Source organism: Shewanella sp. ECSMB14101 (genome assembly GCF_000773485.1).
GTDB classification, from domain to species: Bacteria; Pseudomonadota; Gammaproteobacteria; order Enterobacterales; family Shewanellaceae; genus Shewanella; species Shewanella marisflavi.
In genome coordinates this window covers 1-24,627 of record NZ_JSFF01000026.1, presented here as the reverse complement: position 1 = coordinate 24,627, position 24,627 = coordinate 1, and the positions used below count along the sequence as shown (strand labels likewise).

26 protein-coding genes are annotated in these 24,627 nt (G+C 50.1%); 17 read left to right on the top strand and 9 right to left on the bottom strand.

What is annotated here, in order from left to right:
* Positions 1–3: 3 nt before the first annotated feature.
* From NY07_RS16225 to NY07_RS16215, 3 genes are all read right to left on the bottom strand, one after another.
* Positions 4–792, bottom strand: a complete 789-nt coding sequence (locus NY07_RS16225; RefSeq protein ID WP_033540406.1) for a substrate-binding periplasmic protein — start codon at positions 790–792, stop codon at positions 4–6.
* Positions 793–884: 92 nt separating this feature from the next.
* On the bottom strand, positions 885–2,546 hold the full coding sequence (locus NY07_RS16220) for a ShlB/FhaC/HecB family hemolysin secretion/activation protein (RefSeq protein ID WP_033540405.1): 1,662 nt from the start codon (positions 2,544–2,546) through the stop codon (positions 885–887).
* Positions 2,547–2,730: 184 nt separating this feature from the next.
* Positions 2,731–3,951, bottom strand: a complete 1,221-nt coding sequence (locus NY07_RS16215; protein WP_033540404.1) for a threonine/serine ThrE exporter family protein — start codon at positions 3,949–3,951, stop codon at positions 2,731–2,733.
* A gap of 260 nt (positions 3,952–4,211) precedes the next feature.
* Between NY07_RS16215 and NY07_RS16210 the strand changes: the two genes are divergently transcribed.
* From NY07_RS16210 to NY07_RS19655, 10 genes are all read left to right on the top strand, one after another.
* Positions 4,212–4,607, top strand: a complete 396-nt coding sequence (locus NY07_RS16210) for an MAPEG family protein (protein WP_033540403.1) — start codon at positions 4,212–4,214, stop codon at positions 4,605–4,607.
* A gap of 141 nt (positions 4,608–4,748) precedes the next feature.
* A complete protein-coding gene (locus NY07_RS16205) occupies positions 4,749–7,040 on the top strand; it encodes a YgiQ family radical SAM protein (RefSeq protein WP_033540402.1) in 2,292 nt (763 codons plus the stop codon).
* A 73-nt stretch (positions 7,041–7,113) separates the two neighbouring features.
* Positions 7,114–7,461, top strand: coding sequence for a YkvA family protein (locus NY07_RS16200; protein WP_033540401.1), 348 nt, complete (start codon positions 7,114–7,116; stop codon positions 7,459–7,461).
* A gap of 563 nt (positions 7,462–8,024) precedes the next feature.
* Positions 8,025–8,564, top strand: a complete 540-nt coding sequence (locus tag NY07_RS16195; protein WP_140946848.1) for a hypothetical protein — start codon at positions 8,025–8,027, stop codon at positions 8,562–8,564.
* A 556-nt stretch (positions 8,565–9,120) separates the two neighbouring features.
* Positions 9,121–9,432 (top strand): IS66 family insertion sequence element accessory protein TnpA, encoded by a 312-nt coding sequence (gene tnpA / locus NY07_RS16190; RefSeq protein WP_033540399.1) that lies wholly within the window; start codon positions 9,121–9,123, stop codon positions 9,430–9,432.
* Positions 9,429–9,782, top strand: coding sequence for an IS66 family insertion sequence element accessory protein TnpB (gene tnpB, locus NY07_RS16185; protein ID WP_033540398.1), 354 nt, complete (start codon positions 9,429–9,431; stop codon positions 9,780–9,782). The genes tnpA and tnpB overlap by 4 nt, the downstream gene beginning before the upstream one ends.
* A gap of 61 nt (positions 9,783–9,843) precedes the next feature.
* The gene (tnpC, locus tag NY07_RS16180; RefSeq protein ID WP_033540441.1) at positions 9,844–11,370 is read left to right on the top strand and encodes an IS66 family transposase; all 1,527 of its coding nucleotides are present in this window, start codon (positions 9,844–9,846) and stop codon (positions 11,368–11,370) included.
* 82 nt (positions 11,371–11,452) lie between these two features.
* Positions 11,453–11,782, top strand: a complete 330-nt coding sequence (locus NY07_RS16175) for a hypothetical protein (protein ID WP_033540397.1) — start codon at positions 11,453–11,455, stop codon at positions 11,780–11,782.
* A 166-nt stretch (positions 11,783–11,948) separates the two neighbouring features.
* On the top strand, positions 11,949–12,179 hold the full coding sequence (locus NY07_RS19660) for a hypothetical protein (RefSeq protein ID WP_200884311.1): 231 nt from the start codon (positions 11,949–11,951) through the stop codon (positions 12,177–12,179).
* Positions 12,180–12,281: 102 nt separating this feature from the next.
* Positions 12,282–12,842 carry a hypothetical protein gene (locus NY07_RS19655; RefSeq protein WP_200884310.1) on the top strand — a complete coding sequence of 187 codons (561 nt, stop codon included), beginning with the start codon at positions 12,282–12,284 and terminating at the stop codon, positions 12,840–12,842.
* 480 nt (positions 12,843–13,322) lie between these two features.
* Here the strand turns inward: NY07_RS19655 and NY07_RS16165 are convergent, their stop codons facing one another.
* The 4 genes from NY07_RS16165 to NY07_RS16150 all read right to left on the bottom strand — a co-directional run bounded on the left by NY07_RS16165 (position 13,323) and on the right by NY07_RS16150 (position 17,617).
* On the bottom strand, positions 13,323–13,835 hold the full coding sequence (locus NY07_RS16165) for a YSC84-related protein (RefSeq protein ID WP_373681772.1): 513 nt from the start codon (positions 13,833–13,835) through the stop codon (positions 13,323–13,325).
* Between the two features lie 188 nt (positions 13,836–14,023).
* Positions 14,024–16,102, bottom strand: a complete 2,079-nt coding sequence (locus tag NY07_RS16160; RefSeq protein ID WP_033540396.1) for a S9 family peptidase — start codon at positions 16,100–16,102, stop codon at positions 14,024–14,026.
* A 101-nt stretch (positions 16,103–16,203) separates the two neighbouring features.
* Complete coding sequence (locus NY07_RS16155; RefSeq protein WP_033540395.1) at positions 16,204–17,091, bottom strand: hypothetical protein; 888 nt, start codon at positions 17,089–17,091, stop codon at positions 16,204–16,206.
* A gap of 124 nt (positions 17,092–17,215) precedes the next feature.
* Positions 17,216–17,617 (bottom strand): nitrous oxide-stimulated promoter family protein, encoded by a 402-nt coding sequence (locus tag NY07_RS16150; protein WP_033540394.1) that lies wholly within the window; start codon positions 17,615–17,617, stop codon positions 17,216–17,218.
* Between the two features lie 321 nt (positions 17,618–17,938).
* Here NY07_RS16150 and NY07_RS19740 point away from each other — a divergent pair, with 321 nt between their 5' ends.
* The 7 genes from NY07_RS19740 (at position 17,939) to NY07_RS16110 (ending at position 23,811) form a co-directional block, all read left to right on the top strand.
* A complete protein-coding gene (locus NY07_RS19740; RefSeq protein WP_037404378.1) occupies positions 17,939–19,129 on the top strand; it encodes a hypothetical protein in 1,191 nt (396 codons plus the stop codon).
* Between the two features lie 250 nt (positions 19,130–19,379).
* Positions 19,380–19,691 carry a hypothetical protein gene (locus tag NY07_RS16135; protein ID WP_052125836.1) on the top strand — a complete coding sequence of 104 codons (312 nt, stop codon included), beginning with the start codon at positions 19,380–19,382 and terminating at the stop codon, positions 19,689–19,691.
* Positions 19,692–19,708: 17 nt separating this feature from the next.
* Positions 19,709–21,163, top strand: coding sequence for a protein adenylyltransferase SelO (locus NY07_RS16130; RefSeq protein WP_033540393.1), 1,455 nt, complete (start codon positions 19,709–19,711; stop codon positions 21,161–21,163).
* Positions 21,164–21,214: 51 nt separating this feature from the next.
* Complete coding sequence (locus NY07_RS16125) at positions 21,215–21,520, top strand: DUF3630 family protein (RefSeq protein ID WP_373681765.1); 306 nt, start codon at positions 21,215–21,217, stop codon at positions 21,518–21,520.
* On the top strand, positions 21,517–22,518 hold the full coding sequence (locus tag NY07_RS16120; RefSeq protein WP_033540392.1) for a serine/threonine protein kinase: 1,002 nt from the start codon (positions 21,517–21,519) through the stop codon (positions 22,516–22,518). The genes NY07_RS16125 and NY07_RS16120 overlap by 4 nt, the downstream gene beginning before the upstream one ends.
* A 131-nt stretch (positions 22,519–22,649) precedes the next feature.
* Positions 22,650–23,261, top strand: coding sequence for a thiol:disulfide interchange protein DsbA/DsbL (locus NY07_RS16115; protein ID WP_033540391.1), 612 nt, complete (start codon positions 22,650–22,652; stop codon positions 23,259–23,261).
* A 337-nt stretch (positions 23,262–23,598) separates the two neighbouring features.
* Positions 23,599–23,811 (top strand): DUF1107 domain-containing protein, encoded by a 213-nt coding sequence (locus tag NY07_RS16110; RefSeq protein ID WP_033540390.1) that lies wholly within the window; start codon positions 23,599–23,601, stop codon positions 23,809–23,811.
* Between the two features lie 20 nt (positions 23,812–23,831).
* Here the strand turns inward: NY07_RS16110 and NY07_RS16105 are convergent, their stop codons facing one another.
* Together NY07_RS16105 and NY07_RS16100 are read right to left on the bottom strand one after the other, a co-directional pair.
* The gene (locus NY07_RS16105) at positions 23,832–24,038 is read right to left on the bottom strand and encodes a cell division protein ZapB (protein ID WP_033540389.1); all 207 of its coding nucleotides are present in this window, start codon (positions 24,036–24,038) and stop codon (positions 23,832–23,834) included.
* Between the two features lie 186 nt (positions 24,039–24,224).
* Positions 24,225–24,494, bottom strand: a complete 270-nt coding sequence (locus NY07_RS16100; RefSeq protein ID WP_033540388.1) for a Rho-binding antiterminator — start codon at positions 24,492–24,494, stop codon at positions 24,225–24,227.
* Positions 24,495–24,627 lie beyond the last annotated feature (133 nt).

Here is a 24,627-nt window from a genome sequence, read left to right as displayed (position 1 = left end):
GTCTCAATAGGGCATGCTCTTGGCGGCTAAGTCCTCTTCTGGCAGCCGTATCGGTTGCATCTCATATTTCTGGTAGATCTTATCCAGGCGTCCCTGCTGCAAGAGTTTAACAAACAGATGATTAAACTGGCGTACCGTTTCGCTGTTGGTGACGGCCTTGTTGAAGGCGACGCAGTATAATATTTCCCTGTCGGCGCTGAGATAATGCAATTCGCTTAAGCCTATCTGCCTGGCGTAGAAACGGCCCACATCCTTGTTGACATAGTAGGCGTCAAATCGACGTTTTTGGAGCATGCGCATCGGCAGGTCGTCTCCTTGGGGATAGATGTCGGTGAGTAGGGGCGGCAGCGACAGGCGTTTGATCTTGTCTTGTTGCAGCATGAGTGAGCTATAAGTGTTGGAGGGACCATAGACGCCGATTATCTTGCCAGCCAGCTGACTCAGTTGGGTGAGCGGGAAGTCCTTTAATGTGTAGAAGCCATATTCAGTTTGCACCAGAGGCAGGGAGAACCACATGGTCTCGGCACGCTCCCGATTCCAGCCGAGGAAGATCCCTTTAGCCTCGCCGCTGGCAAACAGGTGAATCGCCCGGCGATAGGGGCGAATTGCGATATCACATTGCCCCGGCCATTGCTGACAGACCGCCTGGGTAAGCTCGACTAATATTCCTTGTGCCTGACCTTGATTGTCTTGATAGCTAAAGGGGGCAAAGTCATGGTAGACGATATTTAGATTGCTGCTGTTACTCCATGAGTGAAAAGGTAGCTGCAACAGCATGATCACAAATAGCATTTTTATTCCCGGTGGGATCATGGTGAGAGGTCTACCTTTGTTGTCACGCTAGTTATCAGTTTAGTCACATGGCCGAGATATGCTTGTTTGGCTTAGAAATGGCTTCTGACCTGTAAACGCCACTCCCATCTGTTGACCTCGGCGCCGCTGGTAAAAGGTAGAGTGAGATCTATGTGGGCGACGCTGCCATAACTGGAACGTGAGGAGTAGATACGGGCGCCGATGCCAACGCTGCCGATAGGACCCGATACTTCATTGTCATGATCAGGGCCGCCACTTGCCTGACCCACATCGGTAAACAGGGCCCAGCCTAGCTCAGCCAATTGATACAGGTTGATGTTGGGGTAGTTTCTGATTTCGGCGCTGATCAGCCATTGATTATCGCCATATTGGTAGTCGTTGGGATAGCCTCGTACGCCAGTGTTATCCCCTAAGGCGAACGGCGCGTCTAGATAGTTATTTTTAGATGTACTTAGCCGCATTTTGGAGTAAGCGGTCCACTTGGGGTTGAACTTGTAAAAATATTCGGCTGTGGCGCTGACCTTAAAATAGTCGGGCTGACTGGTCGCTAACACTCCTTCGCCGTCCATGCGCAGCAGGATTAACTGCTCATCGCTTTTATACCCCCGAGAGGAGTACCAGTTGAAATGATAACCCGGTGACGAATGGCTATCCGTATCTTGAGTCTCTATGCCGAATTTTAGATAGTGTTGCCAGCCTAAGTTTATGTCTTCGTTGTAGTTAATCAGGTAGATATTGTTCAGCACCCTATAGTCATCTTCAATAAATTGATAGGCAACCCAGGGGTATAGGAAGTCTCTGTCTTGTGGCAGTTCACTGTTGGGGTACAAGGGGATATTGTCGAAGCTGTGTTTATCTTGGGTCACTCCCACTATGATGCGTGAGCGCCAATTATCTTTCTTATTTAGTCGCCAGCCATATTGGGCGTTGAGGTATTCGACCTGATGTTCAAATTCATTAATGTCGAAGCCGTTCTGTCTTATGGTATCTGTGCGTAGATCGTCTATAAAGTGCGCCGAATACATATTTTTGCTATCAAGGCGGTAGAAGGGCTTAGTGAAATTTAAAATAGTAGCCTGGCCATCACTGTTGTCATAAAAGTTGGCACTGAAGGTGGAGTGTTTCACCAACCAGTCGCTAGGGACGCGAAAGGCGAGTTGATAGCCGGTGCGATCGATATCGGAAGTGTATTTCAGGCGCGTACGCACCCCTAGACCCAGCAGGTTGTCTTCTTTGATCCCTACGGAAAACTTATTTTCGCCGCCACTGTGGCTGGCACTAAAGGTGGGAAGCAGTGACCAATTGTCCCAGGTCTCAACCAATACGGTTTCACCTTCGCCGATCTCTTCTTGTGTGGCATCAGGGTCGCGCTGGGCGAAACTAATTTTGGCATCGCGAATGTAGGACTCATAACGCAGAATACGTTGCGCTTCATCCAGATCCTTTTGGGAAACCTTTTCAGTATCATCAAAGCTGAGTTTGTTGAGTATTGTCGATTCTAGGGTATTAATGTGCAGATAATTAGCCCAGCGATGAATAAAGAAGGCATCGGGATCTGATTCATCGAAGATGGCGTTACTCACGACTACTATTTTTTTGATTGGGCGCTTTTGCTCGGATGATGCTGTTTCATTCTCTGTTGGTGCTTGCGTCATTTCCTGATTGTCGGCCGCCATCAGACCGCTGGCCCATAGGCAGCAGAGCAGAGGAAGGAGGCGCGCACCTGTTCGCATTATGATCATCCTTATCTTGGCTTGTTATCTTTAAGAAGGACGCAGAGATTAAATTCTAGACACAATTTAATAACACACCTGTAATGACAAATAGTCAAGGTGCGGGCAAGAATAAGGTGATGATTTTACTTGAGCAATTTCTGATGTAGCCCTATTGGCCGCATCAGAACTCGGGGTGATGTTTTTAGAGGGTGCGTCGCGGCGGTACGGCCACGTTGGCAAAGATCAGCCCGGCGATCAATGACATGAAGATCAGAAAGATCTGGCTGCCAATATGGGATTGATTCAACATGGTCTCACCTAAGATCAGGGTATTCAGGCCAATATAAGTCTTACTGCCGGGCACCAAGATCACTATCCCCTGGAGCAAGGCTATCGACGCAGGTGCCTTCATCCAACGGGCATAGAGGTTTGAGTAAATCCCCACCGCCAAGGCGCCGAAGAAGATGCCGATAGATTCGCCAAGATAAATTCCCGCGAGCATGGCTGAGAAAAATGCGACGATGCCGGCAAAGATCCCCCAAGGTGAGTCTTTCAATCTGGCTTTAAAGATGATCACCAGCGCGGTTGAGAGTATGGGCACGGCCGACCAGATGGCCCAGCGAGGCAGGGGCTCAGGTTCAAAGTAGATCGCCTCACCAAAGATAGCGTTGCCGATCACCATGCCGAATATGGCTCCAAAATAGAGCTTAAACAGCAACATGGAGGCGTCCATGATACGGGCGGTGCCCGAGATCAGATCCCGTGCAGCCAGCTCTGCCAGCCCTAAGGTAAGTGCCAGTCCAGGAATAAAGACGATAATGCCCGAGAGGATCACCACTGGGATATTAATATATGGATCGAAATAGGCGATGCCGCAGGCTGCGATAGCACATAGGATAGCCGCGAGTGGCTCCAGGGTTTCCGCCATACGCTTTGAGCGTTCGGCGCGGTACACCAGCCCATAGACCATGAAGCCGAGAATCGCTGACCAGAAGACATCGTTCCAGCTGGTGCCCATTAGCATGGCGAAGGCGCCAGCCGAACTGCCAAAGGCCAGCAGGGTAAGTAGCGGGCCATAGGGATTAGGTTTATTGGCAATCTCTTCGAGGCGCTCGAGCGCCTCGGTCAGGGTGCGCTTGCCCGAGAGCACCTCTTCCACGAGTTCATCTGTGCGTGCCAGTGAGCCCAGATCCAGTTCGCCCGGTCTGACACGGGCCATATGGTTGTATTCCTGATCCGTATCATGCTGCAACACAAAGGTCATGGAAGTGGGGGAGATCAGAAAGTAGCCCTCGATACCTAAGACTTTAGATATCGATTGCAGATGAGCCTCTAAGCGGTAGGCAGGGGTACCAAACTTGTGCAGTGCTTTACCTAATTTTATGATAAATCTGCGTTTTTCAAGAAACTCTGCGTTGTCCAATTGTACAGTCCATGATGATGAAAACTGGGGGTGATGCTTAAGCGAGCGCATCTTAACCTATCTTGTACCAAAAAGGTTAATAGCTTGGGAAATTTTTTAACGGTACAAATTGTGTCAAGGTCAAGATTCTGCGGTGTTTTTCATCGTTCTCCTCATGGCTTTTTGATTGGTCAGCGGTGAAAGCTTTGTGCTAGGTTAAGTGAGTTTTGCGTGGGAAGTTGCCATGCGGGTTGTATGGTCAAATATTAAAGGATAATCATATGTCGGTAAGCGTTTCGGGATTTTATATTGCTCTCACTGCTATCATGGCGGTGTTTTTCACCTATCGGGTGGTGCGCCTAAGGCGCGGACTCAAGATAGGTCTGGGCTCAGGTGGCAGTGATGAACTGCGCTTAGCCAACCGAGTACACGCCAACCTTATCGAGAATGCCCCAATGGCGCTCTTGTTACTGCTGGTGGCCGAACTTAACGGCCTGGCAGCCGTCTATCTGCACGGGGCGGGCACAATATGGCTGGTGGCGCGTATCCTACATGCCATTGGCCTGACACAGGGGCGCGGCGGCTATCACTTTGGTCGTTTCTGGGGCGTACTCTTGAGTTGGATAGTGATCCTTGCTTTGGCGTTGGTGAATCTGTTTTATTTTATGTTCGCCTAGAAAATCGCCGTTATTGCTGCTTTTTTGTTCACACTTAAGTAGGTTTCACTGTTATACTCCGCCTCCTTTTTAGTGGTCGTTACGCCGAGCTGCATGGCGACTACACTTACTCTTTGGTTTGAAAGTTAGGCAGTATCATACATGCAGGTTGAATCCACACTCTTTACCTATCCTAAGTATTTGGGCCGCAATGAAAAACCGGCTCCCTTCTTGCCCATGTCTCGTAAGGAGATGGCCAAGCTAGGCTGGGATAGCTGTGACATCATTATCGTCACGGGTGACGCCTATGTAGATCATCCCAGCTTCGGCATGGCGGTGATCGGCCGTATGCTGGAGGCCCAGGGCTTTAGAGTCGGCATCATCTCTCAGCCTGACTGGTCGAGCAAAGAGGATTTCATGAAGTTGGGTAAGCCCAACCTCTACTTCGGCGTGACCGCGGGTAACATGGACTCGATGATCAACCGTTACACTGCCGAGCGCCGTCTGCGTCATGACGATGCTTACACGGCAGGTAATGTGGGCGGTAAGCGCCCTGACCGCGCGGTAACAGTCTATACCCAGCGCTGTAAAGAAGCCTATAAACAGGTGCCTGTGGTGATTGGCGGCATAGAGGCTAGCCTGCGCCGCATCGCCCACTATGACTACTGGTCTGATAAAGTGCGCCGCTCGGTGATCTTAGACGCTAAGGCCGATATTTTGGTTTACGGCAACGCCGAGCGTCCGCTGGTGGAACTGTCCCATCGCCTCGCTGCCGGTGAACCCATAAGCGAGATCCACGATGTACGCGGCACCACAGTGATCCGCAAAGAACCCCTCTACGGCTGGAAGGGGATGGACTCGCGCAAGTTAGATCAACTGCACAAGATAGACCCTATTCCTAACCCTTATGGCGCCGATGATGTAGGTTGTCAAAATCTCTCTGGGCCTAGCGACGTTAAGGTGTTTGATAACGAAGCGCCGAAAGCCATTTCGGTGCAGCCGCCGCGTCCCAAGCCTTGGGAGAAGACCTATGTCTTGCTGCCAAGCTATGAGAAGGTTGCCGCCGACAAGTATCTCTATGCCCATGCTTCGCGCATTTTACATCAGGAGCAGAATCCGGGCTGTGCCCGCGCCCTGTTTCAGCCCCATGCCGAACGTGCCATCTGGGTCAATCCTCCGGCCTGGCCGCTCAATACCGACGAGATGGACGGCGTGTTCGATCTGGCCTACAAGCGTGTACCGCATCCCGTCTATGGCAAGGAGAAGATCCCCGCCTATGACATGATCAAGACCTCGATCAACATAATGCGCGGCTGTTTCGGTGGATGTTCTTTCTGTTCTATTACAGAGCATGAGGGCCGCATCATTCAGAGCCGCTCGCAAGATTCGATCATCAAAGAGATCAAAGATATTCAAGACAAGGTGCCAGGTTTCACCGGGGTGATCTCGGATCTTGGCGGCCCGACGGCCAACATGTACCGACTGGGTTGTACTTCGGTGAAGGCCGAGAGTACCTGTCGCCGACTCTCCTGTGTGTTCCCCTCAATCTGTGGTCACTTAGATACCGACCATCAGGCGACAATCGATCTCTATCGCGCCGCCCGTGATGTGCCGGGCATCAAGAAGGTGCTAATCGCCTCAGGTGTTCGTTACGATTTAGCGACGGAAGATCCCCGTTATGTGAAGGAGTTGGCCAGTCATCATGTGGGGGGGTATTTGAAGATCGCCCCCGAGCATACCGAAGAGGGCCCGCTGAACAAGATGATGAAGCCGGGCATGGGGACCTACGACAAGTTTAAGGAACTGTTTGACAAGTATTCCGCCGAGGCGGGCAAGAAGCAGTATCTGATCCCATATTTCATCTCGGCTCACCCAGGCACCACGGATGAGGATATGGTCAACCTGGCGCTTTGGCTTAAGGGAGAGAAGTTTAAGCTGGATCAGGTGCAGAACTTCTATCCGTCGCCCATGGCCAACGCGACCACCATATATCACACCGAGCTTAACTCGCTTAAAAACGTCAAGCACAGCAGTGAAACGGTCGAAGTACCCAAAGGCGGCCGTCAGCGTAAGCTGCACAAGGCGCTACTGCGTTATCACGACCCCGCAGGTTGGCCAATGATCCGCGAAGCGCTCATCAAGATGGGTAAAGAGCATCTTATCGGCGGTGGAGTGAATTGTCTGGTGCCAGCCGAGACGCGCCAGGAACGTCAGGGCTATCGAGCCAAGACAGCTAAGACACCAGCGGGCAAAAAGGCTGTGACTCGCTTCAGCGTTAACCAGTTCGATGAGCGTAAGGGCAATGGCCAAGGTAAGACCAAGTCTAATGCTAAGCCTCAGGGTAAGTCGACGGGAGCAGCAGGTAAAGGCGGAGCCGGCAAAGCTAGCACAGGTAAGCCAGGCAAGCGTCCTGTGAAGAATGCTTGGGGCACTACGCCCAAACATCAGCGCTAAAGCACCGCTGGTCAAAACGATGAAAAAAGGGGAGTATCTAATGACTCCCTTTTTTATTGTACAGGAGCTTCTTATGAGCGACTCAAATGACGCGGCCAAGGTCGATGGTTACAGCGATGAGAGTTTTTGGCGTAAGGTCAAACAGTTTGCCAAGCAGGCCGGACGTGAGGTGATAGACAACGCCCTGTGCCTCTACTATGCGGCGCAGAGGCCCGATACTCCCAAGTGGGCCAAGTCGGTTATCTTTGGCGCCCTGGCTTATTTTATTATGCCGCTGGATGCCATACCCGATCTCACCCCAGTGGTGGGATTCTCCGACGATCTCGGCGCCTTAGCTGCCGCGCTAGCCATGGTCAGCATGTATGTGAATGATGAAGTGAAGCGTCAGGCGGCAGAGAAGACCTCCGCCTGGTTCGATTGACGCCTCGATTGTCAGCTGATTGAAAGCTCGATTGCATTAGCCCGCCAGCCGTACCTGGAGCAGCCAGTTGTCCAGGTTGATTGCCTTAATGACACTGCGATACTGACAAGCTTGGTGGTGGAGAGGTTAAAAGAGGCCTTCAGGCTGAAGGCCCCAGGGAGTGGTTGAGACTTGAGACTCAATCGCGATTGAACAGTCCTATTATCTGTTTCAGCTAAAGGTTAGCCTTTCCAGTTTAAGTTGAAGTCGTAGCGGAAGCCGAGAGTAACGGCGCGATCATCGTTTAGGTTGTCGTAGTTCTTGTCCAGATATTCGAGGTGTATGCGCACGCTGGTCAGTGGATTCCATTATTATGTCAGTAGAGCAAGCGGAGACAAAAAGTAAGCCAATCTTAACCTGTCGTTAAATAGGTCTCCTGTAAATCACCTGCCCTTTAGGGGCTGTTTTATTCAGTTTTAATTTATCTCTTCATGCTAGTGTGGATACTCAATCCAAAGGAGCATAAAAATAAAATGGCTAAATCCATATCAATATTCCTATCCTTAGGTGCCGGCGTTTCCCTAATGTTAGCCGCACCCGCAATGGCCACTAGTACCGAGCAGACTCAGTTTTTCGATGCGATAGCCGCCCATTGTGGCCAGGCCTTTGAGGGCAAGGTGACGGCGGGCAACAGCGCCGACTCGGCTTTCTCGGGCAAGCGCTTGGTGATGCATGTACGCGAGTGCAGCGACAGTGAGCTTAAGGTACCGTTTCATGTGGGAGAGGATCGCTCTCGCACCTGGGTGATCACTAAGACGGACACAGGGCTGCGCCTCAAGCACGATCACAGACATCAAGATGGCAGCGAAGACAAGGTCACCATGTATGGTGGCGATACCCAGGATGGCGGCAGCGTCGAGCTGCAATCTTTCCCTGTCGATGCCTATTCTATCGACAACTTCAAACAGAATGGTCTCTCCCAATCGATCACTAATGTGTGGCACGTGGGGATCACCGACACCCAGTTTATCTACCGCCTCACTCGGGAGAACCGTGACTTTAAGGTGACGTTTGATTTGACTCAGCCAGTTGAGTTACCGCCAGCGCCATGGGGGCACGAGTAGCCTTGCAATGAAGGCTGGGCATTTTGTTTGGTGTCTAGCCTAACGGTTATTGGGGAGATGATTTGTTGGGCGAACCTTCATAGCTATCTAATGCCTGCCCGGCGAGGGATGTGCAGATACGCCTGTGACACGCTGTGCGCCATCCTTGGCCGCTCTGCGGTTTCGTCCCTGAAACCGAAGGTCACCGGCGTATCTACACCGAGTATCTAACGTCTCTTCGATTTAACCTCACTGAATTCTCCCTAAGACAAGCTATTATTTTTCGAGAAAAAACAGACAAATATGTGACATAACATGTTGATAGCCACTAACAAGATAGATTAAAGTATCACCACTTAAGGACAGAGTTAGGCCTGCTCGAGTCAAACATCGACCACGCCATTCAGGGAATGAAAAAGCCAATCTCCACACGCCAATCAACTCCCTTATAAAGGTAACTCTGACCCCCTTTATTTTTATTCGTGGCTAAGTATAGCGTAAGCGCCTCATAAACCCCGCATTCTAATCACCTAACACGCAGAATAAGATCAAGTCTCCAACCACAAGGAGATTTAAAATGGGAAAACGACGCACCAACCAAGAATGGCAAACGCTTATCGAGCAATCTGAATCGAGTTCATTATCAACACTCGCATTTTGCAAGCTCAATGAGCTCAACCCCTCAACGTTCTATGCCAAGCGTCAGCAACTCAATAAAACTGACGTATCTCTGGGCTTTGTCCGAGCTGACGTCGTCGAAAAGACAATTAAGTATCAAGCTCAAATAGCAACGGCTAACATGACACTGCTCGTCAATGATGTTGAACTGAGCATTCCACAAGGCACGCCAGTGGCCTATCTGGCAGAGCTTATCGGTGCGCTGTCATGAAGAGAATGCTCAGCGCTCCGAATGTTTACCTGTATCGGGAGTTCGTGGATTTTAGAAAGTCCATCAACGGTCTTGCTGCAATTATCGAAAGTGACACCGACTTACCCTTGGGAAGTGGCGCACTGTTCCTGTTCACCAATAAACAGCGCGATAAAATCAAAGTGTTGTACTGGGATAAAACAGGCTTTGCTCTTTGGTACAAGCGCCTCGAAAAAGCCAAGTACAAGTGGCCATCAAAAGAGAAAAACGAAGTGTTTACCCTGACTCAATTCGAGCTTGACAGACTGCTTTCAGGCTTCACGATTATCGGCCACAAACCCATCAAAATAAACGATTTCACAATGATTTAATCGATAAATAAAGTCTTATCCACCAAGCGTTAACGGCATGATTATTAGTATAATAAATGCCATGAAAAAGACGCCAAATATCAACCCAGAAAGTCAAGATGTTGCCGAGCTACAAGCGATGGTGAAAGCGCTAATGGCGTCAGAAACCCAATGGAAACAAGAGCGCCAATCGCTACTTGAACAGCTCAAGCTCGCCTTCGACCGACAGTTCGCTAAACGCTCGGAGGCGTTAAAGCCTTACGATGCATCTCAAGGTGACCTCTTCAACGAAGTGGAATGTGAAGCCGCTAAGGAAGAAGAGGTTGAGGTCACGACGACCACCACAACGAAGAAACGCGGTAAGCGTAAGCCTCTAATGACCTTGCCTCGTGAGGTTATCGAACTCGATTTAGATGACAACGAAAAACAGTGTGCGTGCTGCAATCATGACCTTCATAAAATCGGTGAAGACCGTAGCGAGAAACTTGAGTTCACGCCAGCGGTACTCAAAGTGCTGGAATATGTACGTCCGAAATATGCTTGCCGTCAGTGCGAGCAAACTGAAGACAAAAGCCACATTGTTCAAAAGCCAGCGCCGCAGTGCATCATCCCTAAAAGCTTCGCGACAGAAAGCTTGCTGGCTAATATTATCCTAGGCAAATACCAATACGCGATGCCACTTTACCGCCAAGAGTCGTTGTTTACCCAATCGGGTATCGAACTATCACGAACCACCATGGCAAGGTGGGTTATCCAAGTCAGTGAAAAGTTCGCACCACTTTACGTGGCCTTGAAAGCGCACCTGCTAGAGCAAGTGGTGGTTCAGGCGGATGAAACGCCGCTCAATGTCCTCAAGGAAGATAAGCAATGCTACATGTGGCTTTACTGCTCGGGCGCAGACTCGCCAGGCGCAGCACTGCCTAATGTGAAGAATATCGCCTTGTACGACTATCAAAACAGTCGCGCGAGGGCATGCCCTGTTGCCTTCTTGGGGGATTACAGTGGTTACCTGCAAACCGATGGCTATGGTGCTTATGACGGTCTACACCAAGTGACCAATGTTGGTTGCTTCGCTCACGCACGTCGTAAGTTCATGGATGCGAAAAAGCTTCAGGGTAAAGGTAAGTCAGGCAAAGCGGATAAAGCGCTGGCCAAAATCCAGAAGCTCTATGGAATCGAATCTCGCTTAAAAGGTGCGTCTGCTGAAAAGAGAAAAGCAGAGCGACAACTGTATGCCAAGCCGATACTGGGTGAGTTGCACAAATGGATGACGACTCAACAAGTGATAGCGTCTAGCCCGCTGGGTAAAGCGATAAAATATACGCTCGGGCAATGGCCGAAGCTTATCCGCTATATCGATGACGGTCATTTATCGATAGACAATAATCGTGCAGAGCGAGCAATTAAACCGCTGGTTATAGGCAGGAAGAACTGGCTCTTCTCGACCAATCCTAACGGGGCTGAAGCGAGCGCAATGCTTTACAGTATCGTCGAGACAGCAAAAGCCAATGGCCTTATCCTTTACGACTACATGGTCAAGTGCATGAAAGAGCTAGCGAAAGCTGAGCCAGATATCGATGCGCTCCTACCTTGGAACTTCAAACATTAAAAATATCGCCCCGTGGGTTCATGGGGCGCATACAGTATAGCCATGCATTTGTGCGCCCCATATTGTGGCGTTAGGTGAAATCGTGATCTGGATCATCTCGATAATTATTGGCTTGCTTATTCTAGTTGGTGTTTTTGCACTGGCTCATAATACTGATCCTGTTGAAAGAACACCTGAAGAAATAGCCGGAATATTAGAGTCTTGGATAAACGACGAAGTAGATTGGAAGGAGTGGGACTATTTTGAGTCTTGTGATATTAAGCATCCAGAACTCAATAAGATTAAGAATGAGTGCATGAAAATAGATATGCCTAATTCACCTTATATCTCTAACCCAGAAGAAAAGCACCTGAATCCGGCCGGTAAGAAATTAGTATCAGAGCTACTGGCTCAATGTAAGTCGCTATATTAATGGGTTGCACCTAACAAGTTTAGGCAGCAATCGCGCACAAAAACACGTGCGCTAGGACGCCCAACACTCCGTTTTCTTTGTGTTGTCGCTTCGCTACAAATTAACACAAAGCAAACTACGCGTTAGGCGCCGCTGCTAAAGGCGTTAGCCATACAAAGGAGATCCTGTGGCAATTGAATCACCGTTATTCCAGAGTGCAATGGAGTTACTAGGTCACTCTTTCACGCACTATAATGGGCAGAAGGAGCTTGACCGTAAACTGGTTATTCTTCATTTGGCCAATGCTATTGAACTTATACTAAAGGACTTAGTGCTAGATTCCGGTGAGTCAATATATAAAAGCCCAAAAGAAACTATAACTATTCACGGCTGCATAAAGTCTCTTGCAGATAAGTAAACTCCTATCCCCTATTTGAATAAGATTGAGCTGTTAATAGACGAACGTAATGCTCTTCAGCACAGATTTGGTTCTCCCAATGAATTAACAGCGATCTTCTATATGAATATTGCTATTGATTTTTTCAAAGAAGTTCTCAGAGAGCATTATGATCAAGATTTTGAAGAGGTTATCTCTCAATTTGTTGAAGAAAGCGATTTGCTGGCATTTCAAATGCGAAATCCTCAGAATGACTCAGAGCTTGAGAACTTAAGGAACCTTGCAAAAGTACATTCTCTCGGTGCTCTGTTAGCTGCAATGACATACCTTGAGAAGAAAACAATAGAATTTGGAGAAAGCGTTGGCCTGGAACAAGAACTTAGGCGTAGACCTCCTTGGTATATAATGTCTCCTTCCTATTTAGAGCGTTTCGGTGTGTCCATCCCAGATGATCTTGCTAGCAAGATGCACGAAACAAGAAAGTTGAGAAACATGGCTGCTCATGGCCGTGGTGAACCGACTCGAGAGGATGTAGATAATGCAATCAAATCCATCAAGGAATTCGAGCAAATTATTGCAGCTATAAATACTGAAGAAATTAAATCTAATGTAGCGTCATATATGCAAGAGCGTGAAGCAGAGCGACAGCTTAGAATGCGGGAAGTGGAGCAAGAGAATGGCTAACAAGTTGCTGCACTCGGAAAAATTACTCGCTACGCCCCCAATTTTCCGTTGAGCAAGGCGTTAGCACATAAAAACATTAATCTGAAGCTCACATACATAACTCTAAAGTTCTAACTCATTTTTGTCCAAATATGTTTTGCTTTTGATGGTCCAGTGAGGATCCAAAGCGGTCAAATCGAAGAGATGGAAAACTTAGTGTAGGTGCTGCTGTGACCTTCCGTGACAGGGATGTCACGGTAGAGCCTACAGGGAGCGTACTTGTGGCGTGTCACAGAAGTACCTGCACATAGAGCCTGCTGCAAGCAATTCAAAACAATGAAGGCTAATGCTACTGCTGACCTGCTTTCATGAAGCTAAGGCTGATGCGTAACCCTGTCAATCAACCATCAAGTTGTGGTTTCAAACCACCGTTAAATGCCTGAATTAGGAAGAAGTTCACCTAGAAGGAGGGAGCCATCTGACTCCCTCTCAGATAGCCCCTTATTTGGGGTCAAAGGTAAAGGATTGCCCTGCGAGCGCAGCCTCATACATCAGGCCACCTTTGGCGGCGGTGAAAATTGCCATGCCGTTGATGTAGGCGGCGCTGGCGGCCTTGTTGGCACCTGATTGACCGGCGGCCGCAGAGTTGCCCGTGGTGCCCACTTGGGCATTGGCGCCGACATTGATGGCGACAGCCGAGGCGCTGGCACCAAACTCGAAACTGCCACTGGTGAACTCTTGATAAGCTTTGGCATCTTTGAAGAAGATGATCTCGCTATAGGCCTGGCCACCTAGCTGAAAACCGATGGAAAGCTGTGACAGGCTGGAGTCGCCAGTGTGAACGCCACCCTTATAGACCCGGCCCTTACCGTAGGCTGCACCTATACCTATACCGCCCTTACCGACGGTGGGAAAGATGGCGTAACCATAGGCTGTGTTAAAGAAACTCTGAGTGTCGGGAGCTTTTTTGAAGTTGGCGATCGCCTCAGCGTAGCTGTCGGCGGCGAGTGTCATGGGGGATGTCAGTAATCCCAAAGCAACACAACAACTTAAAATTAAGGTAGACAGATACTTTTGCATGATGACCTCCATTGATCTCGATGGCTTTAGCATAGTCTGCCTTAAGGAGGATTGAAAATGGAAGTTGATGAAAAAAGCGCCAAAATTGGCGCTTTCTTGTTTTGTGTCAGCTCTGGTTAAGTTTACTTTGTCTCGTTGAGGCTTTTACCCAGAACATAGTGCTCAAACCATTGCTTGTCCCAGTCCATCTTGGCCTGTCTGTGCTGGTATTTGCTCAGCCCATGGCCTTCGCCCGGATACACCACGAGTTCGACCGGAACATCCAGGTAGTGCTTCAGGGCACGATATAGGCCTTGAGCATGTCCAACAGGCACACGCTGATCGTTCTCGCCTATGTGGATCAGGGTCGGTGTCTTGATCTTGTCGGCGTGGGTCAGTGACGAGCCGTGGGTATAGGCCTCAGGTTTCTCCCAGGGCAGTCCCTGCATAAAGTTGATCACATGGCCTGGGGTGTCCTCAAGCATCCACTGCAAACGCTGGTCGAACACGCCGGCGCCGGAGCTGGCGGCCTTAAAGCGGTTGGTGGTGCTGATAAGGGCGTTGGTGAGGTAGCCGCCGTTGCTCCAGCCCATTACCGCCATCTTGTCGCCATCGGCAATGCCTTGCTTGATCAGGTGATCGACACCGGCCATGATGTCGGCCACTTCAATCTCATGCTCATGGCCAACGAGATCCGTGAGGAACTTGTCACCATAGCCAGTGGAACCACGATAGTTGGGTGACAGGAGTGCCCAGCCGTTGGCGGTAAAAGTGCTGCGGCCATAAGATCTGTGTTGCAGCGCGTACGGCGTGGCAGAGGTAGGGCCGCCGTGGATCTGTACGATCAGCGGCAGTGGGCCGTCACTCTTCTTGTAGCCTGCGGGAAGATCCAGTATTCCCTCTACCTGACTGCCATCTGGCGCCGTCCATTTCACCACGGAGATCTCTGGCAAAATCCAGCTGTCGACCTGAGGGTTGATATTGGTCAGGCGCTTGTATTTGGCCTTCTTACTGGCGGCGTCGGCGATGAAAAGATCGCTGAAATGCTCCAGACCATTGTGGCTGAAGGCCAGTTTCGTACCGTCTTGGCTGAAACTATAGCTGCCCATCACCAGATCACCGGCCAGCACGGTACGAGTGTCGCCCTGTGATTGACCATCTATCTCGCTACAGAAGAGTTTTACCCTGGCGTGGTCGTAACCGCGGTAACAGAGCTCGTCGCTGTTAGGTCGCCAATGGATATCGCTGGAGTTGAAGGTGGTGTCACCCTTGGTTTTAAGCTCGATAGGCTTGGCTTTGTCATTTTGTGGTTCAGCCACAAACAGCTTGCCTGGATGGCCATCAAAGTCGATACGAAATGCCAGACGTTGGTTATCTTGGTGCCATGCCAGGCCTAGTAGCCAGCCGTAAGGTGAAGGCGCCTTTTCACGCCAGGCGGTGTCTTCTAATACCTTGTTTTGCTTTGACTGGGTGTTGTACACCTCAATGTTCGACCAGCCCTCGAGGTTGACCAGTTCGTTATCTTGGGTGGTGATACGGGCTATCTGACTCGCATCAGGGGTGACACTAAAGTCCCATACTACCTTGTTATCGTCCAGAACCAGACTCTGCTGGTAGTGGTCGAGATCTAACTTGTAGAGGGGGTTAGTCGTAACCTTGCCATGACCATATTTAGGTGCACCATGTTTGGCACGCATATCGGCCCAGATATCTTTGTCTGTGGTGCTCTTGTTGGCGAGGAAGTAGAGGCTCTTACCATCTTGACTGAGCTGGAACTGTTTTACCCCTTCGGCCTCTTTGGTGATGGGCACGGCTTCTGAGCCGTTAACGGCGATTCTAAATACTTGAGCCTTGCCGTTATAGGGGGCTTTGTTCTCTTCGCGGGTTTGCTTGACCAGGTAGTAGACGTAGCTGCCGTCAGGACTCCACTGAGGGCTGGACTCGCTCTCGTTGGTAAAGGTCAGGCGACGGGTCTTACGTGACTTGGTATCGATGAGCCAGAGGTCTTTTTGTGCCTTGTCGAGCTCTTTATCCCAGCGGGACTCCAGCCAGATGGCATGTTTGCCGTCAGGGCTGAGCTCAACGTTGCCCATGTTGCCGATAGTAAAAAAGTCGTCCGTGGTGATCTGGTGAGTACGTTCACCTGCATAAACGCTGCTTCCTAGCCCCATGGCGCCCGCACAGATCACCGCTAGTGTGGTGAGTTTATATCCCCTTCCCATCTTGATCCCTTCTGTCGTGATTGCTTGAGTATTTCTTGTTTATTGAGGTGTTTAAGCTCGGATACATTAACGCAAAACCGCTTTGGTATAAATTGCGTTAATTATTTTTTGTCGGATCGCAGCAGTTGTTGCAGATAGTTGAGCTCTTCGGCGTCGAGCAGTTGACGACTGCTGCTAGGGCCATTCTGGGACTTGAGTTCGGGAGAGAGGCGACCCCTAAGGTAGGCTGATATGGTGATCTGCTTCAGGCCATAGAGGGCCAGTAGATAGAGACTGAGCAGCAGAAATAGGCGGGTACTTGCCTGCGCTGCCAGGCTCACCTTATCGCCCAGCAGGTAGGGCAGTATGACTAAGCCCATGCGCATTAACCAGTTGGTCAACAAGGCGAGGGTAAGGGCCAGTAGCCACCTGAATTTAATGTCTTTGAGACTGTCTTGATGGAGCCTGTGTGCCCGGCCTCTAAATTGTCGCAATAATCTTACGATGGCAAAGAAGTAGAAGCAGGTTTGTAAGATAAGCAGCACGGGCAGTAGTGACCCGAGTAAGGTGACATGGTTGAGCAGTATGAGATCTTGCATCAAAAGGATGTGGCGCATCTGGTCACTAAACAGCATGCTCAGGCCTATCAAGACGACTAGGGCGAAGGCAGGTAGGAAGTGTTGCGACATACCGATAGGCCGTTTGACATCATGTAGGCTGCGATAGCAATAAAGATAGAGCATGGGCATCAACAGAAAATAGGCCGGGATGATCAAGACAAACAGTAGCTCTAATGGCACTGGTGAGTTTTCGTTATTGAGTAGGCCGGTCAGAAAATAGAGGGCGAGTAAGCTAAAGATGGCGCCGAGCAGCTTATGGTTGTCATTTCGGTCGTGATACAGATAACGCAGATACAGGGCAAGACCGATACAATGCAGGCCGCCCAATAGGGAGAGCCACCAGTATCCTTCAAATAAGAAGCCGTGCGAGAGTGTGTTCATGCTGCTCATTGTCGACGTAAAACAGCTTAATAGGCAAGCCTGTCGCCCAGGTTTAACGCGAAAAAATGCCTGGGGTTAAGCCACTGATGCCGGCTTGGAAATAACGGGTTAACCTTGGGTTATCACTCCTACCTTAAGAGACCGATTTTTGTTCTTTGGCCAGACGCTGATGACGATTCGATGCGGCCGCGGGTGGCTTGCCCGGTACTGGGCCGCGCTCTGCCCAGAGATGGCGAATGGCCATAATAGGGTGGGGCAGCAGCATGCGTGGACCTGAATAGATCATGATCTCACGTGCCTTAGCCTTGGGCTCTGGCTTATAGCAATGCACGGGGCATTTGTTGCAGGTGGGTTTGTCTTGGCCGTAGGGGCAGCGGTCTAACCGGGTGTGAGCATAATCGAGAAATTCACTGCATGCTGGGCAGTTGGCGACATCGCCCTTTGCCTCGCAATGATCCTTGCAATAGATATGTACCATAGCGGCGATCGTTTTAAACTCTCGCAGTAACTTACCACTTAGAATCTCTTGGCTCATACAATATCCGACTTCTTTACTGGGTTATAGCTAGCCTAGCCCGAGGCGTTATGGAACACAAAAGCTGTGCTCGAAATTATGAAGATGCGCACAAAATAGTGCTTTTATCTGGCGTAATTGCCCCGGAAGGATGAGGGATGAACCGCTATTTTTACCCCCTAAGCATGATTTTGGGCGCTCTTTTTGATACCCGAGGGAAAAAGAGGTATAAATATTTGATTTATAGCAAGAGAATCGACTAATAATATCGGTTACTATCTAGACAAATTTACGATATGAAAATGCCTGATACTGGGCACGAATAATCAACGGTGGATAATAATGAAATATATAGCCATTATTTTGCTGGTAGCAGTGGGTGTGTTTTTGTACAAACGAGCACAGCGATTGGCACAAGAAGAGCAACAAGCAACCCAGAAGCCGGTTGAGAAGATAGTATCGGGCGAAGCGGTAGATGTGCCGAGCCAGGCAGCGGAGAAAGTCGTTTCGACCCCAGCTGATGAGGGGATCACCTTCGAGTCTGCCGAAAAGGCAGAAGTTGCCCAGGCCGTCGAAGAAACAGTTGAAGAGGCTGTCAAAGAGGTGAAGCCAGCCGATGCGCCGCTTGAGGTAGAAAAAGCCCCCGAGCAGGCTGCTGCAGAGCCAGAGCCAGAGCCAGAGCCAGAGCCAGAGCCAGAGCCAGAGCCAGAGCCAGAGCCAGAGCCAGAGCCAGAGCCAGAGCCAGAGCCAGAGCCAGAGCCAGAGCCAGAGCCAGAGCCAGAGCCAGAGCCAGAGCCAGAGCCAGAGCCAGAGCCAGAGCCAGAGCCAGAGCCAGAGCCAGAGCCAGAGCCAGAGCCAGAGCCAGAGCCAGAGCCAGAGCCAGAGCCAGAGCCAGAGCCAGAGCCAGAGCCAGAGCCAGAGCCAGAGCCAGAGCCAGAGCCAGAGCCAGAGCCAGAGCCAGAGCCAGAGCCAGAGCCAGAGCCAGAGCCAGAGCCAGAGCCAGAGCCAGAGCCAGAGCCAGAGCCAGAGCCAGAGCCAGAGCCAGAGCCAGAGCCAGAGCCAGAGCCAGAGCCAGAGCCAGAGCCAGAGCCAGAGCCAGAGCCAGAGCCAGAGTCAGAGTCAGAGCCACCCTTCAAGATGCTGGCGGTGACTGATGAGTCTTGGGCCAACGATAAGCTGACGGCTTCACTGGCCCAATATCGCGCCGAACCTGAGGCTGAAGGCAAGCATGTGGCGCTGCTACAGGCGATCGCCGAATGCTATAAGCAGCGTAAGCAAGAGGAATACCGTGAATATGGTGCAGCTCTGTCACCCTACTATCAGTCACTGTTTGCGGCCTTGCCCGCTCCTGAGCAGGAGAAAGGCGTTGGCTTTATGCACCTAGCCACTCTGCTAAACGACTGTGGTGACTTTGATGGCGCCATCAAAGTCTGCCAGACCGCCATCAGTTATGGATTGACCGACGGCACTGTGACTGGCTTCGAAGGGCGTATCACCCGTATCGAGAAGGCTAAGGCCAAGGCGCAGTCCTGATTTAATGCGCAGCAGTAATCTACTGCATCTCGGCCAATAGCCGTGTAAACTAGTCAAGATAAACTTAAAGAGGCGAACTGAGTGTCGCCTTTTTTATGTCTGGAACATTTATGCCCTATCCGCAGGATGACTGACAAGAGTCCCATGGATGGAAAGGAAATGGCGTTATGTCCGGAACATTTATCTCTATATGAGATGGGCGTCGATGACGCTCCATAGCTCGGTAATCTGTGGTGAACAGGAGATCAAAATGCGCAGCTTTATAGTGAGTGTGGCGTTACTATTAACGGTAACGGCGTGTACTGAAGTGCCACAGTGGACACTGTTTTACTATCCGGATGCGAAGAGCGATGCCCAGCAGACGGTTTCGCAGAACGCAGATAGCTTGGATAAGCATATCGCCGGTTACTATCAGCAACTCGACCAGTGTCTGGCAAAGGGGGCGGGTATGGTTAAATTGAGTCAAACTGGCAACGGACGTTATCAATGTGGTTACCTCTGCGAGGTAAAAGATGACGATCAGCTTAGCTGTCAGCGCATGGAAACTTTGGTAAGCCAGTGAAATCTAGGGGCAAGCCAATGAAGTTTAAACAAGATTATGTCGATCAGCTCAGTGGTTTCTATTCTCGGGTGACGCCCCAGGGCTTACCGCGGCCTCAGTGGTTAGCCTGGAGCCAAGATGCTGCCAAGCTTATCGGTCTCGAACAGCCCGATGAGCAGCTACTGCAAGGGCTCGCCGGAAACCAAGCCATTGACGGGGCGAGTTATTACGCCCAAGTCTACAGCGGACATCAGTTTGGTGGGTATTCGCCGCAACTGGGCGATGGCCGCTCTATTATTCTCGGCGAAGCCGAGGGACCGCAGGGTTATTGGGATGTGGCCCTAAAAGGGGCCGGCATGACGCCCTATTCTCGCCATGGTGATGGCCGCGCCGTGATGCGCAGTGCGGTGCGGGAGTTTTTGGTGTCCGAGGCGCTGCACCATCTCAATATTCCTACCACTCGTGCCTTAGCGGTCATAGGCTCAGATCTACCGGTATGGCGAGAAACCCAGGAATCAGCGGCGATAACCGTGCGTCTGGCCAAGAGTCATATTCGTTTCGGTCATTTCGAATATTTTTGTCATAGTGAACAGGGCAGCAAAGAGAAGCTCAAGCAGTTGCTCGACTTTACCCTGACCCAACATTATCCCGATTTAAGCTGTGATCAGGCCGGTTATATAGCCTGGTTTAACCGGGTCGTCGCCGATACGGCTAAGTTGATTGCCCACTGGCAGGCCATAGGTTTTGCCCATGGGGTGATGAATACCGATAACATGTCGATACTCGGCGATAGCTTCGACTTTGGCCCCTTCGCCTTTCTCGATACCTTCGAGGAGGACTTCATCTGTAACCATTCAGATCCAGATGGTCGGTATGCCTTCGGCCAGCAGCCGGGTATCGGCCTGTGGAACCTGCAGCGTTTGGCTCAGGCGGTTGTGCCTCTGATCGCCTCCGATGACTTAATTGCCGCCTTGAATACATACCAGCACCATCTGGTGCAGGCATATCTGGTCTTGATGCGCGGCAAATTGGGGATTGGCTCGGCAGAAGCGGCGAGCAGCGAGCAAGATGAAGCAGATCTTAAGCTGATTGGCGCCTTTACTCAGTTGATGGAAGCCAATCGTTTGGATCACACCAATACTTGGCGCCGCTTTGCCCAGTTGGACCCGAGCAGTCAGTTTTCTTCGCTCAGGGATGACTTTGTCGATCTGGCGGGTTTTGACGCCTGGTATCGCAACTATCAAGATCGCTTGGGCAAGGTGAGCGATGTAGCCAACTGGCAAGCGGCGAGGGCACAAGTTAACCCCAAGTATGTGCTGCGGAATTATCTGGCTCAGGAGGCGATTATCGCCTGTGAAGAGGGCAATACTCAGCCTCTGACAGAACTGCACCAAATACTGACTCGTCCCTTCGATGAGCAGCCTGATAAAGAAGACTTTGCCAAGCGGCCACCCGAGTGGGGCCAGGGGCTGATCATGTCCTGCAGCAGTTAGCCTGATGAAATGAATAAGCGTTAAGAGAATGGGGTAACCCTAGGTAAAGTGATGAATCAAGAGATGAAGATCAGCACCATTAGCGTCGATCCGCAGGCGAAGAGTCTGTCGATTGTTGCTGAAATCGATTTTGACCGTTTTGAGCTGTTTGCCGAGGCGCTGGTCAAGGCGCTCGATTGCCGAGTGATAGAACGCCACTGGGGCGCCGACAGGCATCAATGGCTACTGGACTTCGAGGGCAGCCTATTGCAGCTTAACTATGAATTTTACGGCGATGTTTGCTGGTTGTCGGTCGAGCGCGACGATGAGGTCGAGGTGCTGGTTTATCTGGCCACATTATTGGAGTCACAGCGATGAATGACATTCGGCAAGGCGCAGGCTTTCATTTTCAGGCGTTAACGCCTGATCTGATCATGGACGCTATCGAATCTGTGGGCATCTATCCTGAAACCGGCCTGCTGACGCTCAACAGTTATGAGAATCGTGTTTACCAGTTTCGCTGCGATCTCGGTCGACGTTATGTGGTGAAGTTTTATCGCCCAGAACGTTGGAGCAATGAACAGATCCAGGAGGAGCATGATTTTTGCGCCGAGTTGCAGGCTCAGGAGATACCTGTGGCGTCGCCTGTGCTTATCGAGGGGCGCTCCCTGCATGATTATCAGGGATACAGGTTTGCGCTATTCCCCTCTATGGGCGGGCGGGCCTTTGAAGTCGATAACCTGACGCAGCTTGAGGAGGTGGGGCATTTCATCGGCCGTATACATCTTCTTGCCAAGCAGCGGCCATTTACCTATCGCGAAACCCTGTCTCCGACCTTGTTGGGGGATGAATCTCTTGCCTGGCTTAAGGCATCTCAACATGTGCCCGCCAGCCTGGAAACCGCTTATTTCACCATAGTGGAGCAGGTGCTGGCCAAGGCGAAATCCTTGTGGCATCAATATCCCACCGAGGCGATTCGTCTGCATGGGGATCTGCACCCCAGTAATATTTTGTGGACACCCGATGGCCCTGGATTTGTGGATCTCGACGATGCCAAGATGGGGCCTGCAGTGCAGGATATCTGGATGATGTTAGCAGGGGATCGTGCGCAGCAGACCTTGCAGTTAGAGGTGTTGCTTGAGGCTTACGAGGAGTTTTGCGACTTCGATAATCGCCAGTTGCATCTCATTGAGCCATTGCGGGCGATGCGCATGTTGCATTACAACGCCTGGCTCAGTCGTCGCTGGCAAGATCCAGCCTTTCCAATGAACTTCCCCTGGTATGGTGAGGAGAAATATTGGGAGCAGCAGATCTTGGCGTTTAAGGAGCAGTTGGCGAAATTAGATGAACCATCGATCAGCCTGATCCCCTATTAATTAACGGGAATTGCGTCGTAGTTTTTGTAACAGAAAAATGAACTTATCCCCTTGAGGTGGACTCCAAACCACTTTAAGGTATGTTCAATCTTATTGTCATAGTAGTGCTTAGGCACTGAGAAGGAAGCATAATGAAGAAAGCGTTATTGGTAGCACTGGCACTCTTGGTTGCCCCTATGGCCGCGTTGGCCGCCGACTACAAAGAGGGAGTTCACTACACAGTGATCAATGAAGGCCCGGCAACTGCCAAGCCAGAGATCGCAGAGTTTTTCTCTTTCTACTGTCCACATTGTTACAACTTCGCCAAGGTTCAGGTACCACAGATCAAGGCTAACCTGCCTGAAGGCGTGGTCTTTAAGCAGAATCACGTAGAGTTTATCGGCCGTGAAATGGGTCCTGAGATGTCTCGTGCCTTCGCGGTGGCTCACCAGCTGAAGGTAGAAGAGAAGATGGAACATGCTCTCTTCTCTGCGATTCACGATAAGAAGCAACGCTTCACTAGCCGCGACGATATTCGCAAACTGTTTATTGCCAATGGCATAGATGGTAAGGATTTTGATGCTGCGGCGAACTCATTTATGGTGAGTGCACAGATGGCGCAGATGAAGCGTGCTACCGAGAATGCCAAACTGTCTGGCGTACCGGCTTTGGTGGTGAATGGTAAGTACCGTGTTGAAACGGGTGCGATTAAGTCTTACGACGAATTGCTGCAGATCGCTTACTACCTGACTAGTTTAAAATAATCGTCAACTTGTTATCGAAAGGGGCCTAGCGCCCCTTTTTGTTGCCCAAAATAAAAAAAACCGTATTTCCGGTCGCTATGGAAATACGGTTATCGAGCTATAAAGCTCTATTTACCCTGAGTAACAGTTTCAATCTAACAGGGTGTCAAAAATTTGGCAAGTGACAATTTTTTATTGTTCTAATCTATTGGTCTGATAGACAACACAAAATTTTAGTTCTATGGCATCTAGCTCAAGCTTCTCTAAAAAAATGCTCAAAAAATTGAAACTAACATGGTAAAAATCCTGTCGAAGTTAAGTATAAAAATAAGAACGCAGAGTCTTGCTTGGAGGTCTCATGAGAGTTTTTCCTGTCTACGCACCGAAATTAATTGTCAAACATGCCCGTATCTTTGTGTCTGGAGTGATCTGGGTGAAGGATTTGGGACGATTGGAGTTTGATAAAGGAAAATTTTTGCTGCCGCGTCAGAGTCTGCCTCAGGTAAAACGCGCCATTATTGAATTGAATGAGTTAATCGAAAATCAACATAACGAAGCGAAGATGGCTTAGATCTTCGCTTCACGTGAGAACTACTCACTGACTTCGTCGTTAAGCAAACCAACAAGTCCGGTGACTTTTTCGTTCCAAGAGTTGAGGTCTTGGCTGAGTTGTTGGTTTTGTTCGCTCAGGGTGTGGTTCTTCTGCTTCTCTTCCTCAAGCTCCATTTTTAGTAGCTCAATGGTTTCGAGTGCCGCTTGGATTTTTGTTTCCAGCTTGGACAGTAGTTCAAGGCTCATCGGGAGGTCCTAATAGTTTCTGGATGGTGGTTCGATTCTATCAGTGCGGCTATCTGAGTGAATAGCTAATTCGTGTTAAATGTCTAAAAATCCGTCTATAAATGGATTAAAGATTGTTTATTCCATCGGCCGCGGTCACTTTGCTGTATCTGTCACGACTTTTGGCTGACAAAGCGGCTTTCAAGCCTACTCATCTTGGGGAGTCATTAGAACTCGACCAAACTCCGCCGGTTGCGACAACGGCGTGATTGCCAGGATCTGATCTAGCCTGATCTGTTGCTCCTGCGAACCATTGCTTACCACCAAGTATTCCGTTTTATCCGCCAAAGTGAGCAGATTGATTGCCACGCTCTGGATATCACCTTGTGTCGTCTCAATCAGTAACGGATAGCCTCGCATGCAGGCAAGTTCCAGATAGTCGTGGGCATGGCAGTTGATGATCCGATAGGGGGACATAGCGTTTCCTTGTTGGCCGATTCTATTCGCATCTTAGCCTATTTGAATTTAATTGACCTGAGTTGTGGAGCAAGGTGACACAAGCGGAGGAAGATGCCCAATAAAAAAGGTTCATCGCGGCTTTCCGGGGAAA

Bases quoted from the DNA above. Each gene is read 5' to 3' on its own strand.
- NY07_RS16225 (WP_033540406.1), bottom strand. From the start codon at position 792: ATGCTATTTGTGATCATGCTGTTGCAGCTACCTTTTCACTCATGGAGT.
- NY07_RS16220 (WP_033540405.1), bottom strand. From the start codon at position 2,546: ATGCGAACAGGTGCGCGCCTCCTTCCTCTGCTCTGCTGCCTATGGGCC.
- NY07_RS16210 (WP_033540403.1), top strand. From the start codon at position 4,212: ATGTCGGTAAGCGTTTCGGGATTTTATATTGCTCTCACTGCTATCATG.
- NY07_RS16205 (WP_033540402.1), top strand. From the start codon at position 4,749: ATGCAGGTTGAATCCACACTCTTTACCTATCCTAAGTATTTGGGCCGC.
- NY07_RS16200 (WP_033540401.1), top strand. From the start codon at position 7,114: ATGAGCGACTCAAATGACGCGGCCAAGGTCGATGGTTACAGCGATGAG.
- NY07_RS16195 (WP_140946848.1), top strand. From the start codon at position 8,025: ATGTTAGCCGCACCCGCAATGGCCACTAGTACCGAGCAGACTCAGTTT.
- tnpA (WP_033540399.1), top strand. From the start codon at position 9,121: ATGGGAAAACGACGCACCAACCAAGAATGGCAAACGCTTATCGAGCAA.
- tnpB (WP_033540398.1), top strand. From the start codon at position 9,429: ATGAAGAGAATGCTCAGCGCTCCGAATGTTTACCTGTATCGGGAGTTC.
- tnpC (WP_033540441.1), top strand. From the start codon at position 9,844: ATGAAAAAGACGCCAAATATCAACCCAGAAAGTCAAGATGTTGCCGAG.
- NY07_RS19655 (WP_200884310.1), top strand. From the start codon at position 12,282: ATGAATATTGCTATTGATTTTTTCAAAGAAGTTCTCAGAGAGCATTAT.
- NY07_RS16165 (WP_373681772.1), bottom strand. From the start codon at position 13,835: ATGACACTCGCCGCCGACAGCTACGCTGAGGCGATCGCCAACTTCAAA.
- NY07_RS16160 (WP_033540396.1), bottom strand. From the start codon at position 16,102: ATGGGAAGGGGATATAAACTCACCACACTAGCGGTGATCTGTGCGGGC.
- NY07_RS16155 (WP_033540395.1), bottom strand. From the start codon at position 17,091: ATGAGCAGCATGAACACACTCTCGCACGGCTTCTTATTTGAAGGATAC.
- NY07_RS16150 (WP_033540394.1), bottom strand. From the start codon at position 17,617: ATGAGCCAAGAGATTCTAAGTGGTAAGTTACTGCGAGAGTTTAAAACG.
- NY07_RS19740 (WP_037404378.1), top strand. From the start codon at position 17,939: ATGAAATATATAGCCATTATTTTGCTGGTAGCAGTGGGTGTGTTTTTG.
- NY07_RS16135 (WP_052125836.1), top strand. From the start codon at position 19,380: ATGCGCAGCTTTATAGTGAGTGTGGCGTTACTATTAACGGTAACGGCG.
- NY07_RS16130 (WP_033540393.1), top strand. From the start codon at position 19,709: ATGAAGTTTAAACAAGATTATGTCGATCAGCTCAGTGGTTTCTATTCT.
- NY07_RS16125 (WP_373681765.1), top strand. From the start codon at position 21,215: ATGAATCAAGAGATGAAGATCAGCACCATTAGCGTCGATCCGCAGGCG.
- NY07_RS16120 (WP_033540392.1), top strand. From the start codon at position 21,517: ATGAATGACATTCGGCAAGGCGCAGGCTTTCATTTTCAGGCGTTAACG.
- NY07_RS16115 (WP_033540391.1), top strand. From the start codon at position 22,650: ATGAAGAAAGCGTTATTGGTAGCACTGGCACTCTTGGTTGCCCCTATG.
- NY07_RS16110 (WP_033540390.1), top strand. From the start codon at position 23,599: ATGAGAGTTTTTCCTGTCTACGCACCGAAATTAATTGTCAAACATGCC.
- NY07_RS16105 (WP_033540389.1), bottom strand. From the start codon at position 24,038: ATGAGCCTTGAACTACTGTCCAAGCTGGAAACAAAAATCCAAGCGGCA.
- NY07_RS16100 (WP_033540388.1), bottom strand. From the start codon at position 24,494: ATGTCCCCCTATCGGATCATCAACTGCCATGCCCACGACTATCTGGAA.